Genomic DNA, 19,582 nt, shown 5'->3' with positions numbered 1-19,582 from the left:
AGTTAAGATTAATGGAGGATATAAATGGAATATAATGAATTAAATCCTAAAGAAGTTTGGAGATATTTTAAAGAATTAAGCGAAATTCCTAGATGCTCTGGAGATGAAAAAGCTGTTTCAGATTATTTGGTAAATTTTGCTAAAGAACATAAACTAGAAGTACGTCAAGATGATGCTCTTAATGTAATTATGAAAAAGAATGCTTCATCTGGTTGTGAAAATAGAGAAACTGTGGCTTTACAAGCTCACATGGATATGGTTTGTGTAAAAGAAGATGATTCTGCTCATGACTTTAGTAAAGACCCTATAAAATTATTGATAGAAGATGAATGGGTAACGGCTGATAAGACTACCCTAGGTGCCGATGATGGTATGGGAGTGGCTTTTATTCTTGCAATATTTGATGATGATTCACTAGAACATGGGCCGCTTGAAGCAATTATTACAACAGGAGAGGAAACATCAATGGTTGGTGCAAATGCTCTTGATGGAACGGATATAAATGCAAAATATTTATTAAATATAGATTCAGAAGAAGAAGGTGCTCTTACGATAGGATGTGCTGGAGGTCTTGATTTAGAAATAACATTTGAAAAAGAATATGAAGATGCTAAAGGAGACTTTATTAAACTTGACCTAAGAGGATTTGAAGGTGGCCATTCTGGAATGGAAATTGATAAAGCTAGAATCAATGCTATAAATAGTTTGGCTAGGTTATTAGTAGATATAGACGGAGTACAAATAGCAGAGTTTAATGGTGGTGTAAAGAGGAATGCTATCCCATCTACGGCCTATGCCATAGTTTCTGTATCTGATAAAAAAAGTGCTATAGAAGAAATTAATAGCAGAAAAGAGGATATATTAAATGAATCAAAAGATACAGACCCTAAGGGACAAATCAGTATAGAAGAAACTAGTTTTGATGGAAAAGTTCTTAGCCAAAGTTTATCTAAAAATATAATTGACTGTATATATACCTTACCTAATGGTTTGTATAAAAAATATAAAGATGAGATTATAACTTCATCAAATCTAGGTATACTAGAAGAAAGTGAAGATGAGATTAGAATGAGCTCAATGATTAGATCACAAATTGATTCTGCTAAATTTAATAGAGCAGCTATAGCTACAAAAATTGTAAAATTATATGGTGGTAAGGCAGAGATAAAAAGTGCTTACACAGGATGGCAAAGAGAAGAAACTAAGTTAATAGATATTGCAAATGATATATGGAAAGAGCAAAATGGAACGGATATGGAAGTTGCAACCACTCATGGGGGTCTAGAATGTGGTCTATTTAAGGGTGTTATGCCAGATGTTGAGATGATTTCCTTTGGACCAGAAATACAAGGAGCACACTCACCGGCAGAGCGTGTTAGTATAAAGTCAGTAGAAAACAATTACAAATTCTTAAAAGAGCTTATAAAAAGAATTTAAGTTTTGCTTAGAGTTTTTATAAATAAATAATTGCTTAAATAAAAGTTATATATTTAGGATAGTTAATTTCTATACTTATCAGATTTAACTGTCCTAATTTTTTTGTTAAATCCTAGTAAATTGCCAGATTTTATAATCATAATTGAATAAATTTGTGAAAATGTTTGCATTTTTTGCTTAAATAATGTAATATTAATTTATAAAAAGATTTAAAAAAAGGAGGTACTATGTACGAGCAAAAAGTCACACTAACTAATGAGATTGGCTTACATGCAAGACCTGCATCAATCTTTATCAGAGCCGCTGTTCAGTTTCCTTGTGATATAACAGTAGAAAAAAATGGAAGAAGCTATAATGCAAAGTCTATCATGTCAGTTCTTAGCATGAGTGCTTCTAATGGCGAAGAATTAACAATCAAAGCTAGCGGCGATAAAGAAGAAGAAGCTGTCAAATCTTTAGTAGATGTAATAGAAAATAAAATTAACCAAGATTAAAAGTATAGAGATATTGCGAGCCTAGGCTCGTTTTTTTATGGATATTTTCGAGTACAATATAGACTATAAGCTGATTGATAATTCCTAGTAAAGGAGTATACTTTAATTGAATTTTCGATTAATATAAATTAAAAAGAAGAGGTAAAAATGTCTGAGTTATTAAAAATTGAAAATCTTCATGTATCTGTAGAAGATAATGAGATTTTAAAAGGTATAGATTTAACAGTAAATAAGGGTGAAGTTCATGTGGTTATGGGTTCGAATGGATCAGGTAAATCAACTCTAATGAATACAATTATGGCTAACCCAGTTTATGAAGTTACAGAAGGGAAAATTTATTTTGAAGGCGAAGATATCACAGAAGAATCTGTTGATAAACGTGCTCGTCGTGGAATTTTCATGAGTTTCCAACATCCTGATGAAATCCCAGGTGTAAAATTAAATGATTTTTTAAGAATTTCTGAAGAGCAAATCACAGGAAAGAAGCCGCAAATGCTAAGCTTTAGCAAAAATTTAGCTAAGGAAATGAAATCTTTAAACTTATCTGAAGATTATGCGTCAAGATATGTTAATGTGGGATTTTCTGGTGGTGAAAGAAAAAAATCAGAAATTTTACAATTAAAGATGCTCAATCCAAAACTTGCTATGCTAGATGAAACAGATTCAGGACTAGACGTTGATGCTGTTAGAATAGTAAGTAGTGGTATAAAAGATTATCTATCAGAGGATAATGCAGTTATTATTATTACCCACCATAGAGAATTATTAGAAAATATCAAAGCGGACTACGTTCATGTTATAAAAGACGGTAAAATTGCTCATGAAGGCGACGATAGTCTTATGGACGAGATCGAAAAACGTGGATATGAATGGGTGTAGACTATGCCAAGTAATAATATAGAAGAAAAATTAAAGGAATTAGATCGAGGTTTTTACGACTTTATAGATGAATTTACTTACGATAAGATTACAGAAAAAGGAATTAATGCTGATATAGTAAATGAAATTTCACGTGAAAAAGGCGAGCCAGACTGGATGAGGCTTAGAAGGCTTAAATCTCTTGAGCTTTTCCTTCAAATGGAAAATCCAAACTGGGGTCCAGACTTATCTGAGTTAAATATGGATGATATCACAGCCTATGTTAAGCCAAAGACAGATAAGAAATCTAATTGGGAAGCTCTTCCCGAAGAGATAAAAGCTACTTTTGATAGACTTGGTATACCTCAAGCTGAACAAGAATCTTTAGCTGGTGTAGGTGCCCAATACGATAGTGAGGAAGTATATTTCTCTATTCAAAAGCATTTAGAAGATCAAGGTGTTATCTTTATGGACTTTGCAACAGCCCTTAAAGAGCATGAAGATTTGGTAAAAGAATACTTCCAAAGAGCAATACCCCCAACACTTCATAAATATGCGGCACTTCACGGTGCAGTATGGTCAGGTGGATCATTAATATATGTTCCAGAAGGAGTAAAGGTAGATATACCACTTCAATCATATTATAGACTTAATGCTCCAGGTGCTGGACAATTTGAACATACTATGATTATTGCAGAGGATAATGCAAAAGTTCACTTCATAGAAGGATGTTCAGCTCCAAAATATAATGTTGTAAACTTACATGCAGGTTCTGTAGAAATATTTGTTGGTAAAAATGCTGAAGTTAGATTTTCTACAATAGAAAACTGGTCAAGGAATATGTATAACCTAAACACAAAGCGTGCTATAGTAGATGAGGGCGGCAAGGTTATTTGGGTATCAGGTTCCTTTGGATCAAAAGTTTCTATGCTTTATCCTACAAGTGTATTAGCTGGAGAAGGTGCAAGCGCGGAGTATACTGGAATTACTTTTGCAGGTGATGGTCAATATATTGATAATGGTTGCTCAATGATTCACCTTGCTCCAAACACATATTCAACTGCTCTTACCAAGTCAATTACGGGTGGTACTGGAAAATCAATGACTAGATCTCTAGTTCAAATGAAGAAAAATTCAGCGGGTAGTCGTTCAACAGTTGACTGTGAAAATCTAATGCTTACTGAAGGTGCACAGTCTGATACTATTCCAGTACTCGATATTAGAAATGATGATGTGGATTGTGGACACGAGGCAAAGATTGGATCCTTAGATCAATCACAAATATTTTATCTAATGAGTCGTGGAATTCCCGAAGATGAAGCAAAATCTATGATAGTACGTGGCTTTGCAGAACCAGTTAGTCGTGAATTACCATTAGAATATGCTGTAGAAATGAATCACTTAATAGATATGGAACTTGAAGGAGCGAATGGCTGATGAGTAAACTTAATGAAATGAGAATGTATACTTGGAATTCTACTGGCCTAAATTGGGTAGATTCAGATATCAGCCTAGGCCAAGCAGAAAGAAAAGATTATTTTAAATCAAGTGACACTGAATCTATAAAAGCTCTTGATGAGGCATTTAAGTCAAAAGTTTATGGAATTTCAGATGAAGTAAAAGCAGAAAATAAGAACTTTAGAAACTTTACAAGGACATTTGATATAGCAAGTGCTGATAAAAAAGAAACTGAGATTATAGAACTTAAGCTTGATAGTGATAATGATATTTTGGTTTCAGGCATTGATGTAAATGCAGGAGAGGATTCTACTTCTTCATATTTAATTAGCGCTTTTGGAGAAGGAGATAACTTATACCTTAACTCTCAAATTAGAGCCAATATAGCTGACAAAGCACGAGTTAAACTTGTTGTAGTAACAAATTTACCAGAAAAATCAATTAATTTTTCTTCTATTACAACAATTTTAGGAGAAGAGTCTTATCTAGATATTACTTATATTGAAATAGGGGCGGATAATTCTATTGTAAATATAAAAAATATTCTTGATGGAGATAGAGCGATGGTCCGTGAATCAGGAGTATACTTTAAAGAAGAAAATCAATTCTTAGATATACTTGCTACTAATGAACACAATGGAAATGATACGGATTCTGAAGCTATGTTTAATGGAGCACTCAAAGATCATGCTCATAAAAACTGGAAGGGTGTAGTAGACCTTAGACCAGGTTGCGTAAGTGCAGATGGTAAGATAGGGGATTATTCTATGATGTTTTCCGATACGGTTAAAAATAAGACTGCACCAATTCTACTTTGTGCAGAAAAAGAAGTTGCGGGCAACCATGCTGCAAGTGTTGGTAGACTTAATAAGGAAATGTTATTTTACATTATGAGTCGTGGTTTTGATAAAAAGCAAGCGGAGTCTATGATGCTAGAAGCAACTTTTTCTAAAGCCCTTGATAAGATAGAAGATGAAGCTTTAAAAGAATCTTTAAAAGAAAAAGTTCATCAAATGAATACAAGGAATTAAGATGGATATTAATAAAATTAGAGCAGACTTTCCTTACCTAGATAGTAAAAATGTAGGTAAGGATGTCATCTACCTAGATACAGCAGCTACTAGCCAAAAACCTATACAGGTTATAGAAGCGGTTGATAAATATTATAAATATAAGAATGCAAATCCTCATAGGGGAGCACATTATTTAAGCTTTGAGGCAACTAAGGCTTATGAAAACTCTCGTGATGATATTAAGGAATATATAGGTGCTAAGCATCGTGAAGAAGTTATCTTTACAAGAAATACAACAGAAGCAATAAATTTAATAGCTTATTCTTATGCTCTAGATAATTTGCATGAAGGTGATGAGATACTTATAACAATCTTAGAGCACCATGCAAATCTTGTTCCATGGCAACAAGTTTGTAAAAAAACTGGAGCAAAATTAGTTTACGCTTACCTAAAAGACGATTATTCTTTAGACTATGATGATTTAAAATCAAAGATTAATGATAAGACAAAAATAGTTTCATTCACTGGTGCGAGCAATGTAACTGGTGAAATAATTGACGTAAAAAAAATAGTAAACTGGGCTCATGAGAAAGGTACTATTGCTATAGTTGATGGAGCTCAACTTATCCCACACTTAAAGACAGATGTAAGTGATTTAGATTGTGACTTTTTAGTATTTTCAGGCCATAAGCTTTTATCTCCTATGGGTATAGGTGTTCTTTATGGTAAAAAGGAAATTCTTGAAAAGATGGAACCTTTTAATACTGGTGGAGACATGATAGAATATGTCTATGAGCAAGAAGCAACTTTTGCAGAACTCCCTTATAAATTTGAAGCAGGTACACAAAATGTAGGTGGCGTAGTAGGTTTGGCTGAGGCCATAAAATACATGGAAAATATAGGAATAGATGAGATTTATAAATACGAGTCAGAGCTTACCCACTATGCCTATGATTTAGTAAAAGACTATCCGCATATTAAGATCTTCTATCCAGAAGACTCTAAAACTGGATCTGTTTTAGCTTTTACTTATGACGATATCCATCCACATGATATAGCAAGCATCCTAGATAGTAAGGGAGTTGCAGTTAGATCAGGTCATCACTGTGCTATGCCTTTACACAAGTACTTAGGTGTAAGTTCAACTGCAAGAGCAAGCTTTGCATTCTATAATACAAAAGAAGAAGCGGAAATTTTTGCAAAAGAATTATTAAATGTCAGAAAGGTAATGGGTTTATAACATGGATATGGAAGAAATTTATTCTCAAATAATCCTCGATCATTCTAGAAATCAAGCTAATAAACATGAACTAGAAGATGCAGATATCAAAGAGCCAGGTCACAATCCTTCTTGTGGTGATGAGATTGTCTTAGAGCTAAAATACGATGGAGACAAGATTGTAGATGCAGCCTTTACAGGCGATGGATGCGCTATAAGCCAAGCGGCTACAAGTGTTATGTGCGATACAATTATCGGGAAGACGAAAGAAGAAGCAAAAGAACTTGCGGATATTTATATTAGAATGATAAAAAGAGAAGATATAAGCGATGAGGAGATAGATAAATTAGGTGATGCCGCAGCATTTATCAACATTCAAAATATGCCACAAAGAGTAAAATGTGCCCTGCTTTCATGGAAAACTTTAGATCAAGTTATTTAATATGAATAAGAATAATTTAGATGATTTAGAATTTTTAACAAGTGTTATTACAACAATGCTACTGTTAGTGATAACTTATTTACAATATCAAAAAAATCGTCCATTCTGGTGGATTATTTTGATAGTATCAATAACTATGGCTGCAAATGCCTATATAAAGTACAATAAAATAGAAAAGAAAAACTGAGATCATTAAGATTTCAGTTTTTTATTGTATATCTATTGTGCGCATATAAATATGTATTAACATATATATCATTTGCAATTTCACTTGTTATAATTGGCACGATAACTATAATTCTAGGTAGATATGTATATCGTAAATTAAAATATATAGATATGCTAGAAGCACTTCAATCTATAGAATAGGTATAATAAAAGAGTCCTTTCGGACCCTTTTCAGAACGTAGACAAAATCGATTTTATAACTTATTAATAATTTAAAATTTAAATTAAGCTACAGACCATCTCGACTAGATGAATATACCTTGGTTTGGTAAGTTCATCCCTAAAACTAGTGCGAAAGCACAAAAAAGTTTGCCCAGTAAACGAGTTTTAGTGTGAGTGAAACGAATGCATGGAGAGATCTAATAAGATTTCTCCGCTCACTACGTTCAGTCGAAATGGGTAAATTTATATTTTGTTAACAGTTCAAAAAGCCCTTTCGGGCTCTTTTATTATTTTATAAATTTAATTATTTATCTTGTTATCTTCTAAAGAAAAATTTAATATTACAGTCATAGAAAATATTATTGAAAATAAATTTAGGTTATATAAAAACGTAGTGTAAAAATTCTTTTATAATCTTAAATATCATCTCTCCGTAAAGGCATGGACATGCATCTGGGACCACCACGACCACGAGAAAGTTCACTTGATGGCATAACATGGACTTTGATTCCGTTATCTTTTAGGAGGCTATTAGTCACCTTATTTCTAGAATAAACGATTACTTCGCCAGGAGCGATTGCTAGGGTATTTGCACCATCTGACCACTGTTCTCTGGCGCCAGCTACAAGATCATTTCCTCCACAGCGGATTAGTGTAACTTTGTCAAGACATAAAGCTTCAGCTAATATCTTATCTAGTTCTAGGTTTTCCTTTTTTATCCTGATTTCTTTTTCTTCAGACTTTGTCAAAGAATATACTGTAAGAGGACCTTCTATTTCTGGATGTATGGTAAATTTATCATAATCAACCATAGTAAAAACTGTATCTAAGTGCATGAAAGCTCTTTTATTAGGTATTTGCAAGGCTAGAATTTTTTTGAATGTTTCATTGTGTGTAAATATTCTTTCTGCAAGTTTTTCTATAGAATCTGGATCCGTTCTCTCTGATATACCTATAGCTATAACTTCTTTGGAAAGTATAAGTTCGTCTCCGCCTTCAATTACACTTACATCATTTCTGTTATACCATAGAGGAATATTAGCATCTTTAAACCTTGGATGGTACTTTAAAATGTATTTGGCAAATAGTGTTTCCCTTTGTCTTGTTTCATTTCTCATTTTATTTAGGGATACGCCATGGCCTATATTTGCTGCAGGATCTCTTGTGAAATATAAGTTGGGCATAGCATCACATATAAATGGATTAGTAGAATTAACCATATCAGCAAGACTTACTTCTCTATAGGAGGCTATATCTGTTTTTTTGATTCCCTCCATCATGTTAAGTATCATATTTTGGTTAGTATCTATACTCATAAGATAATCTTTCACTAGATTTTTGCTACAAATTCCATAGATTTTAGCTTCGCTTATAAATTCATCTACAAACTCTTCTTTAATTGTTGAATTAGTTATAGCTTCAGCAGCTAAATCTTCTAAGTATAGAACTTCTATATTGTTATCAATTAATATTTTTGCAAAAGCATCATGCTCATATCTAGCTATATCTAAAAATGGTATATCATCAAAAAGCAATCTATCTAGGGAATCTGGAGTTAGATTTTCTAACTCTTTTCCTGGTCTATGTAACAAAACAGATTTTAATTTTCCTATTTCAGAATAGACATTTAATGTTCTTTCTCTCATTACATTCCTTTCTTTCAAATTAAATAAGATAAGCAAAAAGTGCCAGCTAGCGTAAAATAATTACTTATGAGTTGACTGGCTAATATTCTTAAACTTCTTCGAAAAATTCTACTTCTATCCCATCTAAAACTTTTGAAGGTACACCAATTTTACCAGTTGCTTTGATTTCCTTGTATCCTTTTAAATCGTCACGGTACTTTAGAAATCTTTTCAAATGGCTTAGATTTTTACTTATATTAAGCATTTCTGTTCCATCATATTTTTCGGGATGATTCTCATAATCTCTTATAACTACTTGGCAATGTGGGCATAAATCGCTTACAAATATTTCTGTGCTTTTAATATTATCCATTATTTCCTCCTGTAAGTAATATATTCAAATTTAATTCCGTTTTCTTTATTGGTCCCTGATTTATTTATAATTTCAAAATTATTATCCTTATCGAAATTATGAAGATAAGTATCGGCATCGCGGCTTGCATATATTTTTGTAATAATAGCTTCATTGCAAAATGGTAAGAATATATCAACTATTTGAGAACCACCAATTACATAAGCTTCTTTTGGGCTATTTTCTACAAAAGATAAAACTTCTTTGTAGTCGTTAAAAACCTTGGCGTCATCTAGCCTGTAATCGGTATTTCGACTGAGAACAATGTTTTTTCTATCGGTTAAACCACCGCCCATAGATTCATAGGTGTTTCTGCCCATGATAACTATGTTATGGATGGTCTCCTCTTTAAAATGTTTAAGATCAGTAGATAGATGAAAAAGCATCTCATTACCCTTACCAATACCCCAATTTTCATCAACAGCCAAAATGATTTTCATAAATTACTCCTTTAGATAATAATACTTCTATTTAGTTACTTTTAAATTCAATTGAACTGTGCAATTGATTTGAAACAAAAACAAACATTTTTTATTGTGTGGATAATGTAGATGATTATTTTAAAATATTTTTGCAGAAAACGTTGACAAAAAAGTTCGGTTGATATACTATATAAACAAATAAGAAAATTAATAAACATAAAGGAACAAAGGAGGGGTTATGAAAGTTTATTTTTCTTCTGATAAAGATGGAATAGAGCTAAAAAATGCTCTAGTTGAAGAAGTAAAATTTTTAGGATATGAAGTTGAAGATTTAACTGAAGATGAATTTGACTTTGTTGATAGTGCAAAAGCTGTTTGTAAAAAACTTTTAGAAGTAGATGGTATGCTTACAAGTGGCTCTGATGATTCTTCTGTGGGGATACTTATTGATAAATATGGAGCAGGTTCTTACATGGCGGCTACTAAACATAAAGGAATGATAGCTGCAGAAGTTAGTGATGAAAGATCCTCATTAATGACAAAAAGACATAATGGAGCAAGAGTGTTATGCTTTGGATCTGGAATTGTTGGTGAAGAACTAGCTAAGTCTTGTGTAAGAAGCTTTTTAAGTCATGGCTATGATGGTGGCCGCCATCAAATCAGAATAGATATGCTAAATAAAATGATGTAGGAGGTAAGTAATGAAGATAGCATTAGGATGTGATCATATTGTTACAAGTTTAAAAATGAAAATATCAGATCATTTAAAAGCTAATGGTTATGAAGTTATTGACGTAGGAACTTACGATAATACTAGAACTCATTATCCGATATTTGGTAAAAAAGTTGGGGAATTGGTAGCAAGCGGAGAATGTGACTTTGGAGTTGTTTTATGTGGTACGGGTGTAGGGATCACTACAGCGGTAAATAAATCTTTTGGAACAAGATGTGCATTGGTGCGTGATTGTGCAACAGCTGTATATGCTAGAGAAGAACTAGATGCAAATGTAATAGGTGTAGGTGGCATGATTGTAGGAAAAGATCTTGCTTGTGAAATAGTGGATAGCTTTATAAATGCAGAATATAAAGAAACTAATGAAAATAAAAGGCTAATAGAAAAGCTTATGTCCATTGAAGAAGAACAAGGTGAAGATAAGCAAAAACAATTTTGTAATAGCGAATTCTTTGATGAATTTTTAGAAAAATGGGATCATGGAGAATACCATGACTAGAATAAAATTATGAAACTTTTTGATAAGAATAATATTTATATTTCAGATGCAAAGACAAAGGATGATCTTTTTAAGGAATTATTCTATAAACTTAAAAAAGATGATCTTGTAACTGATGATTTTTTAGAAATGGTAAAAACTAGGGAAAAAAGTTATCCTACGGGGATGGACATGTCTTTAGTTGATCCGAATATTTCGAATATTGCTATTCCTCATACAGAACCTTCAGCGGTCAAGATGACTCGTATTATACCTGTTAAATTAAATAATAATATAAGTTTCAATAATATGATTGATCCAAGCCAAGTATTGGAGGTTAAGTTTATATTTATGATTCTTAATGATGAGAGTGGTAATCAAACAAATATACTTTCTGATATTATGGATTTTGTAATTCAAACACCAGATATCAATAATTTGTTTAATATAGATAGTGTTGATGAAATTTATAAATTTATAGAAGAGAATTTTAGGGAGAGTGTAAATGATTAAGATGTTAGCAGCTTGTGGAGCAGGAGTAAATTCAAGTCATCAAATAAAAAATGCAATGGAAGCTGAAATGAAGAATAGGGGATATGATTTAAAATGTGACGCTGTAATGATTAAAGATATTACGGAAGATATGATAAAAAAATATGATATTTTTGCTCAAATTTCTAGAACGGATCTTGGATTTGAAGTTTCAATTCCTATTGTAGATGCTGGTGCTATACTATATAGAGTTCCATCTATGGCTAAGCCAGTTTATGATAAAGTAGAAATAATCATTAAAGAAAAAAATCTTAACTAGATTGGAGAGTAAAAATGAACGGAATAATTGACTTTGCAAATACCTATGTTAAGAAATTTATGGATTATATAACACCAGCAGTGCTTATGATGCTAGTTCTTACTATCGTCGCTATAGCTGTGGGTGTTAAGTTTTCTAAAGCTCTTGAAGGCGGTATTAGATTAGCTATATCTATAACTGCTATTGGAGCTATTATGGGTATTCTTACTACAAGTTTTTCTGAAGCTTTACAAGCTTTTGTATTACGCACAGGTATAGATCTATCTATTACTGACGTAGGTTGGGCACCTTTGGCTAATATAACTTGGGGTTCACCATATACTCTGTATTTCTTAGTGGTTATGATAATAGTAAATTTAGTTATGCTATTTACTAACAAAACTGATACCCTGGATGTAGACATATTTGATATATGGCATTTAGCTATTACTGGACTTTTTGCTATGTACATGGGTGCAAATCTACTCATAACAACTTTATTAGTTATTTTTATTGGGGTATTAAAGATATTAAATTCAGATTTGATGAAGCCAACATTTAATGAACTTTTGGATGCGCCAGATGAAAATCCGATGACTACAACACATATGAATTATATGATGAATCCTATTGTGATGGTTTTTGATAAGATTATAGATAGACTATTCCCTTCACTAGATAAGTATGATTTTGATGCTGCAAAATTAAATTCTAAAATAGGATTTTGGGGATCAAAGTTTGCTATCGGTATTTATTTGGGCCTTTTAGTAGGTTTCCTAGCGGGAATGAAATTAATGGATGTATTACAATTAGCCTTTACTGCTGCTACTTGTCTTGAACTATTTTCAGTAATTGGACAATGGTTTATAGAATCGGTAGAGCCTCTTTCCCAAGGTATTGCAGATTATGCTAATAAAAAGTTGGGAGATCGTAAACTTAATATAGGATTAGACTGGCCATTTATAGCGGGTCGTGCCGAAATGTGGGCGGCTGCAAATATACTTGCACCAATCATGCTGCTTATAGCAATGATTTTGCCTGGAAACAAGGTACTACCTTTAGGAGGTATCATAGCTATGGGTCTAACTCCAGCTTTACTAGTAGTTACTGGTGGTAAGATTATAAGAATGGTTATAATAGGTATATTTATGTTGCCGATCTTCTTATGGTCTGGTACTTTAATTGCACCTTATGCTACTGAAGCTGCTAAAGCAGTGCATGCTTTTCCTACAGGATTACCAGAAACAGCTTTAATTACACACTCAACTCTTGAAGGGCCTGTAGAAAAGTTTGTAGCTTACTTTATAGGATTAGCTAATGGAGAAGGTGGTAAATATATATTGATAGCTCTAATGGTATTAATAGCATATTTACTATTGTTTATGTGGTATAGAAAACAAATGATAAAAAGAAATGAAGAGCTTAAATTAAAGAGAGATAGTATATAAAAATAAGCTTTAACTATTCTTAATCTAAATTATTAGTATGAGTTGATGTTAAAATTTATTTTATATATATCAAAAATTATATAAGGATTTAGATTAATGTTAAAAGAAGAACGTCAAAGTATTATTTTAGATGAGATAAATAATAATGGAATAATTCAAGTTTCTGGGTTAACTGATATATTAGATGTGACTGAAATGACTATAAGACGTGACCTAAGTGAACTTGAGGAAAAAGGTTTTTTGGTTAGAGTGCATGGTGGAGCTAAAAAGATTGAACGTGACTTACCCCATGAATTCTCTAATCAAGAAAAGATACTCTTAAATAGAGAACAAAAAAGATACGTAGCTCAATTGCTTGTAAATACTATTAATGATGGGGAAAGAGTGTTTTTAGGAGCTGGTTCTACAATTGAATATGCCAGTGAATTTATTAAAGGTAAAAAATGTATAGTTTATACCAATTCTTTTTATCTTTTTGAAAAAATAAAGGATTATAAGTGGCCTAAGACCTATCTCATAGGGGGAGAATTTAGATCTATAACTGGAGCTTTTGTAGGAGGTATAGCTAATAGCACCCTATCAAAAATGAATTTTCAAAAATCCTTTATTGGTGCGAATGGAGTCAATGGTAATAGCATATATACTTATAATGAAGATGAAGGGTATCTGCAATCCATGATATTTGATAATTCTAAAGAAAAATATTTAGTTGTAGATTCTACAAAAATAGGTATTGAAGATCTATATGCTTTTTATACTCTTGATAAAGTAAAAGTAATAACTGATAAGAAAATAAGTGAGAAGAAAAGAATGGCTTTAAAAGAGTATACTTGCTTTATTAATTAAGCATTTAATAATTAATTTGGTAATGTTTTATGATATATTATATTTTTAGTTGCTAATGTTGGGGGTAGAAAAACCGTCTTTTTGGTGGATATATAAGATCTATTTTCTAGATATAATAAAATATTAAAACTATATATAATGTTTATACAAGTTATATATGAAGCTCATTAATTTATTTAAAAATATGTCCTATGTTAATCTTAATATTAAATGAAAATAGTAATTAAGTAACAAGAGGATGTTTAGCAAGTATAAAAATTTTATACTTATTTATCTGACTTGGTTATTTTTATTTTAGGATAGTATAATTTATTAAATAAATTAATTATTTAATTCAAAATTTATGAATATATTTAAAGATAATAATGTAATATTTTTAATAAATGTAAGCATTAATATGAAAATTAGTTAAATAGAGGTTTTGTTATATGAGTTTATATTCGGATATTGTAGATGATTTAAGTAAAGAAATTAAAAATATGAAAAAAGGAGATCAGATTCCCTCTGAGAGACAACTTTGTGCAATATATAATGTAAGTAGAACTACAATAAGAAATGCTATCAATGAATTGGTCAATAGTGGGCTTATTTATCAAATCCATGGTAAAGGATCCTTTGTTACAGGTAAAACCTCTGATCAAGATAATTTAAATAAATATTATTCTTTCACTCAAAGGACAATAGCAAATGGACAGACGCCTAGATCAGAGATTATTGATTTTAGGATAATACATCCTTCCTATGAAATTTCCCAGAATCTTAAAATAAAAGAAACTGATTTAGCTATATCTTTTACAAGGCTTAGGTTGGCAAATGAGGTTCCTATGATGTATGAGGTCACATATATTCCATATAGTAGATTTGAAAGGGTTACTAAAGACATGATTGAAAGAAAGCCTTTATATGAAATATTTGATGAGAAAGCAAGCACAAAAATTTTTAATGTTAATGAGAGATTTTCAGTAGGGATATTACCTAATAAGATAGCCAACTATCTTAATCAAAAAGCAAAAGATGCGTGCTTAAAAATAATTAGAAAATCTTATGATTTTGATGATCAGGTATTAGAGTATACTATTTCTCTTGCTAGGGGAGATAAATTTTATTATGAAACTTCTTATAATCCTTTATAAGAACTATATATAAATAATATTATATATGATTATTATGTATAGTTGACACTTTGAGAAAATGTTTTTATAATTAAATAAGAGGTAATTACCAGTTAGGAGGATTCATGATAAAAGATATCGCTACAGTTTCACTAGTTTTATTAGTTTTTATACTCATTTTTGTTATCATTATGCAAATAGTGAGTATGAGAAACTTGAAAAAGTCTAGATCTCATATGGAAAAACTGCAAGCTTTACTCAAGCCTGGATCAAAGGTTATCTTGCTTGGAGGGATTTACGGTAGAGTAATAAAGATGAGTGAAGATACTGCTATTGTAAATATAGCAAAAGATGTAGATATCAAAGTGGATCGATCCGCAATAAAAGAAGTAGTTGCTTAAAATTATGTTGGAGGTTATTTATGCCAAATATTATTCTAGCGAGAATAGACAATCGTTTATTGCATGGACAAGTTGCAACTCAATGGACAAAAGCTATTGGAGCAAATTTAATACTTGTCGCAAATGATGAGGTTGCTGGTAATAAAATGAGACAAGGTCTTATGGATATGGCTGCTCCTAATGGGGTGGATACAAGATATTGGACAATTCAAAAGACGATAGATACTATTCATAAAGCTGCAGATAGGCAAAAAATATTTATTATTATTGAATCCCCAGAGGATGCATTAAGATTAGTTGAAGGTGGAGTGCCTATTAAAAAAGTAAATGTTGGAAATATGCATATGTCTGAGGGAAAAAGACAAGTGGCAGGTGTTGTTGCTGTAGATGATAACGATATCAATGCTTTTAAGGCTTTAAGAGAACACGGTATAGAACTTGAAATAAGGAAAGTTCCTACAGAAGCCACGGAGAGCGTTGAAAAGCTATTTTCATAATATAATAGGAGAAAATTATGCATTTTAATGCTTTGCAAATAATTTTGATATTTATAGTGACATTTATAGCAGCTATTGACCAATTTAGTTTTCTTGAATCACTTTATCAACCGATTGTAATGGGCCCTATAGTTGGAGCTATCCTTGGTGATCTAAACACTGGATTAATAGTTGGAGCGACTTATCAGCTTATGACTATAGGTAATATGCCTGTAGGAGGAGCACAACCACCTAATGCAGTTATCGGTGGAATTATGTCTGTAATATTTGCTATTACAGCAGGGTTTGACTCTAATGCGGCTGTAGCAGCAGCTATTCCTTTTGCTCTTTTAGGACAATATGGTGTAACAGTAATATTTACAATAATGGCACCTTTAATGAGTAGGGCAGATAAATATGCAGCTGAAGCTAACCCAAGAGGGATTGAAAAATTAAATTATGGAGCTATGGCGGCGATTGGAGCTATATTTGGTATTATTGTAGTATTATTTTTCATAGGTGGAGCTACCTTTGGAAAGCAACTTGTAAAAAATATACCTGATACATTTATGCATGGCTTAGATGTTGCAGGTGGAATGATGAAATATGTAGGCTTTGCTGTATTATTAAGACTTATGATAAGTCGTGACTTGTGGGGATTTTTCTTTGCTGGTTTTGCTCTAGCTGTTATTATAATGGCTAATCCAACCCTAAGTGGACCAGCATTACTCATAATAGCTATGATAGGATTTGCGATTGCATATTGGGATTATCAAATTAATTCTAAGATAAAAGTATCATCAAGTGTATCTATTGAAGGAGATTATGAAGATGGAATATAATCAATCAACCCAATATAAGGATCTTACTCCTGCTCCACAATTAGACAAAAAAACTTTAAATAAGATGGTGTGGAGATCACTGTTTTTACAAGCGTCATTTAATTATGAAAGAATGCAAGCTGCAGGTTGGCTATATGCTATACTACCTGGTCTAGAAAAGATTCATACTAATGATGAAGACCTATCTAAGTCTATGGCTCATAATCTTGAATTTTTTAATACTCATCCATTCTTGGTTACATTTGTAATGGGAATAATACTTTCGCTTGAACAAAATAAAGTTGAAGTTCCCACAATAAGAGCTGTAAGAGTAGCTGCTATGGGTCCACTAGGTGGAATAGGAGATGCTTTATTTTGGTTTACTCTTGTACCAATTACTGCAGGCATATCTTCAAACCTTGCTTTACAGGGACATATTGCAGGGCCGATACTATTTCTCGTAATATTTAATGTGGCTCAGTTTGCATTGCGTTTTTGGCTTATGAACTGGTCTTATAAATTGGGATCCGATGCTATAGATATTTTCACAGCTAATGCTAAAGAATTTACTAGAGCAGCATCTATACTTGGTGTAATAATAGTTGGAGCACTTATATCAGTTTACGGTGGTACAAAGCTTGCTATTGAAATTCCAAATGGTATGACAAATGAAGCTCAAGAAGTGCAAACAGTAGTAGCTAATGACTCTATTAAGACATATGAAGATTATTTATATATAAAAGATGATGAGGGAAACTTTACCAAAGACTTGAAAGAAGGTGCTAAGGTACGTGATCTTGGAAACGGCACATCAGAATTAAAATTCACCGTTTATGAACAAGTTCCTGTTAATGTAAATATCCAAGAAGTACTAGATGGTATCATACCAAGTTTAGTACCATTAGGTCTTACTTTACTATTATACTTCCTCTTATCTAAGAAGAGTTGGACGCCTATAAAGTGCATAGTCTTCCTTCTTATATTAGGTATAGTAGGTGCTTATATTGGTGTATTTTAGCGGGAGGAGTTGTATCTGATGAAAGGAATTATTTTAACTACTCATGGAGACTTAGCTAGTGGGCTATATTCGACAATTAAGATGATAGCAGGAAGCTTTGATAATATAAGAATTGTTGAATTTCATGATGGAGATAATATTGAGCAATTAGATAAGAATATAGAAGATGCATACAAAGAATTGAACTATAGTGATATATTTGTATTGTCTGATTTGGCTGGTGGAACTCCATTTAATAGATCTGTAATGACTTTAGCAGATAAAGAAAATGTTCAGTTTGTAGCGGGTGTTAATTTTGCGATGTTATATCAGGCTTTATCATCTGAAATAGAAGATAATGAGGAATTCTTAGAAGATATAATTACAACATCAAAACAATCAATTGTGACCTACAAGCAAGAAATAGAAACTTCCTCAAATCAAGATGGTATTTAGTAATGAGACGATAGTGCAATTGAATATTAATCAATTGCGCTATCGTTTTTTAATATAATAGTTGTTGCTAATGTGTAAAATTTTTATTAGGAAAGAAGAGGTTAGAAAGTGTACTTAGATTTAGATTATATAAAAGAAAATGATGCAATTAATACTTATTCAGAAATTTTTTCTCAAGCTGATATATGGGAAAAAGTATATGAGCTTTATGAACAAAGACTAGAAGAACTTAAGGATTTTTTTGGAAAAATAGGTGAGGATATTGAGATAATTTTTACTGGAGCTGGGACTAGTGAATATGTGGGTAATGTTGCTTGTGAATACTTAAATTCTTTAGGAAATTACGATTTTAAGTCAATAGCAACTACTGATTTAGTAAGTTGCCCATATCTTCATTTTAAAAAGGATAAAAAAACTCTACTAGTAAGTTTTGCAAGAAGTGGTAATTCACCTGAGTCTTTAGCCGCAGTAGAGCTTGGCGAAAAATTAGTAGATGACTTTTATAACTTAGCCATTACTTGTGCTCCAGATGGTAAACTTGCTTTAAAATTATTAGATGATGATAATTCTTATGTTTTCATAGAGCCAGAAGGTACAAACGATAAGGGCTTTGCTATGACAAGTTCATTTTCATCTATGCTTTTAACAGCTCTTTTAATATTTGATAATAGAAGCGACAAGAAAGAGCAAGTGGATGTAATTGTTAAGATAGCCAGAGATATTTTAAAAGATAGCGAGAAAATAGAAAAACTTGTTGACTTTGACTTTGATAGGATCATATATCTTGGATCGGGTTCTTTGTATAAACTAACCAATGAAGCTAGACTAAAAGTTCTAGAACTTACAGCGGGTGATGTTTCTAGTCTATATGAATCTTCAATGGGCTTTAGACATGGACCTAAGTCATTTGTAAATGGTAAGACATTAATTATTTCTTTTATATCTTCAAATGAGTATACAAGAGATTATGATTTGGATATATTAAATGAAATAGCAGCTGATAAAATTGCTCCTCAAATAATAGCTGTAGCCAATTCTAAAATAGATGGGGACTTTGAAAAGTTAATTTATGAAAATGAACTTACTTGTGATGCTTACTTATCTTTACCGTTTATAATTATTGGTCAACTTGTAAGTTTGATTACAAGTCTAAGAGTAGGCAATACCCCTGATAATCCTTCAAAATCTGGAACCGTTAATAGAGTAGTAAAGGGAGTTACTATACATCCTTATAATTAAGTCATGGGTATAAAA

At 31.8% G+C, this 19,582-nt stretch carries 24 protein-coding genes; 21 read left to right on the top strand and 3 right to left on the bottom strand.

Features of this window, described 5'->3' with window-relative positions; genetic code table 11:
* Positions 1 to 24: 24 nt before the first annotated feature.
* The 8 genes from pepD (at position 25) to ABXG81_RS08560 (ending at position 7,108) form a co-directional block, all read left to right on the top strand.
* On the top strand, positions 25 to 1,437 hold the full coding sequence (gene pepD / locus ABXG81_RS08595) for a beta-Ala-His dipeptidase (protein ID WP_117520368.1): 1,413 nt from the start codon (positions 25 to 27) through the stop codon (positions 1,435 to 1,437).
* Between the two features lie 227 nt (positions 1,438 to 1,664).
* A complete protein-coding gene (locus ABXG81_RS08590) occupies positions 1,665 to 1,931 on the top strand; it encodes an HPr family phosphocarrier protein (RefSeq protein WP_353528783.1) in 267 nt (88 codons plus the stop codon).
* Positions 1,932 to 2,078: 147 nt separating this feature from the next.
* Entirely contained in the window at positions 2,079 to 2,810 is a 732-nt protein-coding gene (sufC, locus tag ABXG81_RS08585) for a Fe-S cluster assembly ATPase SufC (protein WP_117520365.1), read from the top strand.
* 3 nt (positions 2,811 to 2,813) lie between these two features.
* A complete protein-coding gene (sufB, locus tag ABXG81_RS08580; RefSeq protein WP_288223296.1) occupies positions 2,814 to 4,226 on the top strand; it encodes a Fe-S cluster assembly protein SufB in 1,413 nt (470 codons plus the stop codon).
* Entirely contained in the window at positions 4,226 to 5,278 is a 1,053-nt protein-coding gene (locus ABXG81_RS08575) for a SufD family Fe-S cluster assembly protein (protein WP_353528782.1), read from the top strand. The genes sufB and ABXG81_RS08575 overlap by 1 nt, the downstream gene beginning before the upstream one ends.
* A gap of 1 nt (position 5,279) precedes the next feature.
* The gene (locus ABXG81_RS08570; protein ID WP_353528781.1) at positions 5,280 to 6,500 is read left to right on the top strand and encodes a SufS family cysteine desulfurase; all 1,221 of its coding nucleotides are present in this window, start codon (positions 5,280 to 5,282) and stop codon (positions 6,498 to 6,500) included.
* A 1-nt stretch (position 6,501) separates the two neighbouring features.
* On the top strand, positions 6,502 to 6,921 hold the full coding sequence (gene sufU / locus ABXG81_RS08565) for a Fe-S cluster assembly sulfur transfer protein SufU (protein ID WP_117520357.1): 420 nt from the start codon (positions 6,502 to 6,504) through the stop codon (positions 6,919 to 6,921).
* Position 6,922: 1 nt separating this feature from the next.
* Positions 6,923 to 7,108 (top strand): hypothetical protein, encoded by a 186-nt coding sequence (locus ABXG81_RS08560; RefSeq protein ID WP_117520356.1) that lies wholly within the window; start codon positions 6,923 to 6,925, stop codon positions 7,106 to 7,108.
* 619 nt (positions 7,109 to 7,727) lie between these two features.
* Here ABXG81_RS08560 and arcA read toward each other — a convergent pair.
* From arcA to ABXG81_RS08545, 3 genes are all read right to left on the bottom strand, one after another.
* On the bottom strand, positions 7,728 to 8,957 hold the full coding sequence (gene arcA, locus ABXG81_RS08555; RefSeq protein ID WP_209813443.1) for an arginine deiminase: 1,230 nt from the start codon (positions 8,955 to 8,957) through the stop codon (positions 7,728 to 7,730).
* Positions 8,958 to 9,045: 88 nt separating this feature from the next.
* Positions 9,046 to 9,309, bottom strand: a complete 264-nt coding sequence (locus ABXG81_RS08550) for a hypothetical protein (RefSeq protein WP_117520352.1) — start codon at positions 9,307 to 9,309, stop codon at positions 9,046 to 9,048.
* Positions 9,309 to 9,788: a dihydrofolate reductase gene (locus tag ABXG81_RS08545; protein ID WP_353528780.1), complete on the bottom strand. Its 480-nt coding sequence runs from the start codon at positions 9,786 to 9,788 to the stop codon at positions 9,309 to 9,311. Before ABXG81_RS08545 ends, ABXG81_RS08550 begins: the two co-directional genes overlap by 1 nt.
* Positions 9,789 to 10,008: 220 nt before the next feature.
* On the opposite strand from ABXG81_RS08545, the gene lacA reads away from it, so the two are divergent.
* The 13 genes from lacA to ABXG81_RS08480 all read left to right on the top strand — a co-directional run bounded on the left by lacA (position 10,009) and on the right by ABXG81_RS08480 (position 19,567).
* Positions 10,009 to 10,461, top strand: coding sequence for a galactose-6-phosphate isomerase subunit LacA (gene lacA / locus ABXG81_RS08540; protein ID WP_117520348.1), 453 nt, complete (start codon positions 10,009 to 10,011; stop codon positions 10,459 to 10,461).
* A 10-nt stretch (positions 10,462 to 10,471) separates the two neighbouring features.
* The gene (lacB, locus tag ABXG81_RS08535; protein WP_209813435.1) at positions 10,472 to 11,002 is read left to right on the top strand and encodes a galactose-6-phosphate isomerase subunit LacB; all 531 of its coding nucleotides are present in this window, start codon (positions 10,472 to 10,474) and stop codon (positions 11,000 to 11,002) included.
* A 9-nt stretch (positions 11,003 to 11,011) separates the two neighbouring features.
* Positions 11,012 to 11,494, top strand: coding sequence for a PTS sugar transporter subunit IIA (locus tag ABXG81_RS08530; protein WP_353528779.1), 483 nt, complete (start codon positions 11,012 to 11,014; stop codon positions 11,492 to 11,494).
* Positions 11,487 to 11,792, top strand: coding sequence for a hypothetical protein (locus ABXG81_RS08525; RefSeq protein ID WP_353528778.1), 306 nt, complete (start codon positions 11,487 to 11,489; stop codon positions 11,790 to 11,792). Before ABXG81_RS08530 ends, ABXG81_RS08525 begins: the two co-directional genes overlap by 8 nt.
* 14 nt (positions 11,793 to 11,806) lie before the next feature.
* Positions 11,807 to 13,219 (top strand): PTS transporter subunit IIC, encoded by a 1,413-nt coding sequence (locus ABXG81_RS08520; protein WP_353528777.1) that lies wholly within the window; start codon positions 11,807 to 11,809, stop codon positions 13,217 to 13,219.
* 96 nt (positions 13,220 to 13,315) lie between these two features.
* Positions 13,316 to 14,065, top strand: coding sequence for a DeoR/GlpR family DNA-binding transcription regulator (locus tag ABXG81_RS08515; protein WP_353528776.1), 750 nt, complete (start codon positions 13,316 to 13,318; stop codon positions 14,063 to 14,065).
* Between the two features lie 428 nt (positions 14,066 to 14,493).
* Positions 14,494 to 15,198: a GntR family transcriptional regulator gene (locus ABXG81_RS08510; RefSeq protein ID WP_181965101.1), complete on the top strand. Its 705-nt coding sequence runs from the start codon at positions 14,494 to 14,496 to the stop codon at positions 15,196 to 15,198.
* Positions 15,199 to 15,302: 104 nt separating this feature from the next.
* Positions 15,303 to 15,578: a preprotein translocase subunit YajC gene (gene yajC, locus ABXG81_RS08505; RefSeq protein ID WP_209813427.1), complete on the top strand. Its 276-nt coding sequence runs from the start codon at positions 15,303 to 15,305 to the stop codon at positions 15,576 to 15,578.
* 20 nt (positions 15,579 to 15,598) lie between these two features.
* Positions 15,599 to 16,075, top strand: a complete 477-nt coding sequence (gene agaV, locus ABXG81_RS08500) for a PTS N-acetylgalactosamine transporter subunit IIB (protein WP_117520334.1) — start codon at positions 15,599 to 15,601, stop codon at positions 16,073 to 16,075.
* Positions 16,076 to 16,092: 17 nt separating this feature from the next.
* A complete protein-coding gene (locus ABXG81_RS08495) occupies positions 16,093 to 16,896 on the top strand; it encodes a PTS sugar transporter subunit IIC (protein WP_117520332.1) in 804 nt (267 codons plus the stop codon).
* Positions 16,886 to 17,893, top strand: a complete 1,008-nt coding sequence (locus tag ABXG81_RS08490; protein ID WP_209813424.1) for a PTS system mannose/fructose/sorbose family transporter subunit IID — start codon at positions 16,886 to 16,888, stop codon at positions 17,891 to 17,893. Before ABXG81_RS08495 ends, ABXG81_RS08490 begins: the two co-directional genes overlap by 11 nt.
* A gap of 18 nt (positions 17,894 to 17,911) precedes the next feature.
* Positions 17,912 to 18,328: a PTS fructose transporter subunit IIBC gene (locus tag ABXG81_RS08485; protein ID WP_245325647.1), complete on the top strand. Its 417-nt coding sequence runs from the start codon at positions 17,912 to 17,914 to the stop codon at positions 18,326 to 18,328.
* Between the two features lie 108 nt (positions 18,329 to 18,436).
* Complete coding sequence (locus ABXG81_RS08480) at positions 18,437 to 19,567, top strand: SIS domain-containing protein (protein ID WP_117520328.1); 1,131 nt, start codon at positions 18,437 to 18,439, stop codon at positions 19,565 to 19,567.
* Positions 19,568 to 19,582: the final 15 nt, after the last annotated feature.

This window comes from Anaerococcus nagyae, from assembly GCF_040364225.1.
Taxonomy (GTDB): Bacteria; Bacillota; Clostridia; order Tissierellales; family Peptoniphilaceae; genus Anaerococcus; species Anaerococcus nagyae.
This window is presented reverse-complemented; position numbering and strand designations above follow the sequence as displayed.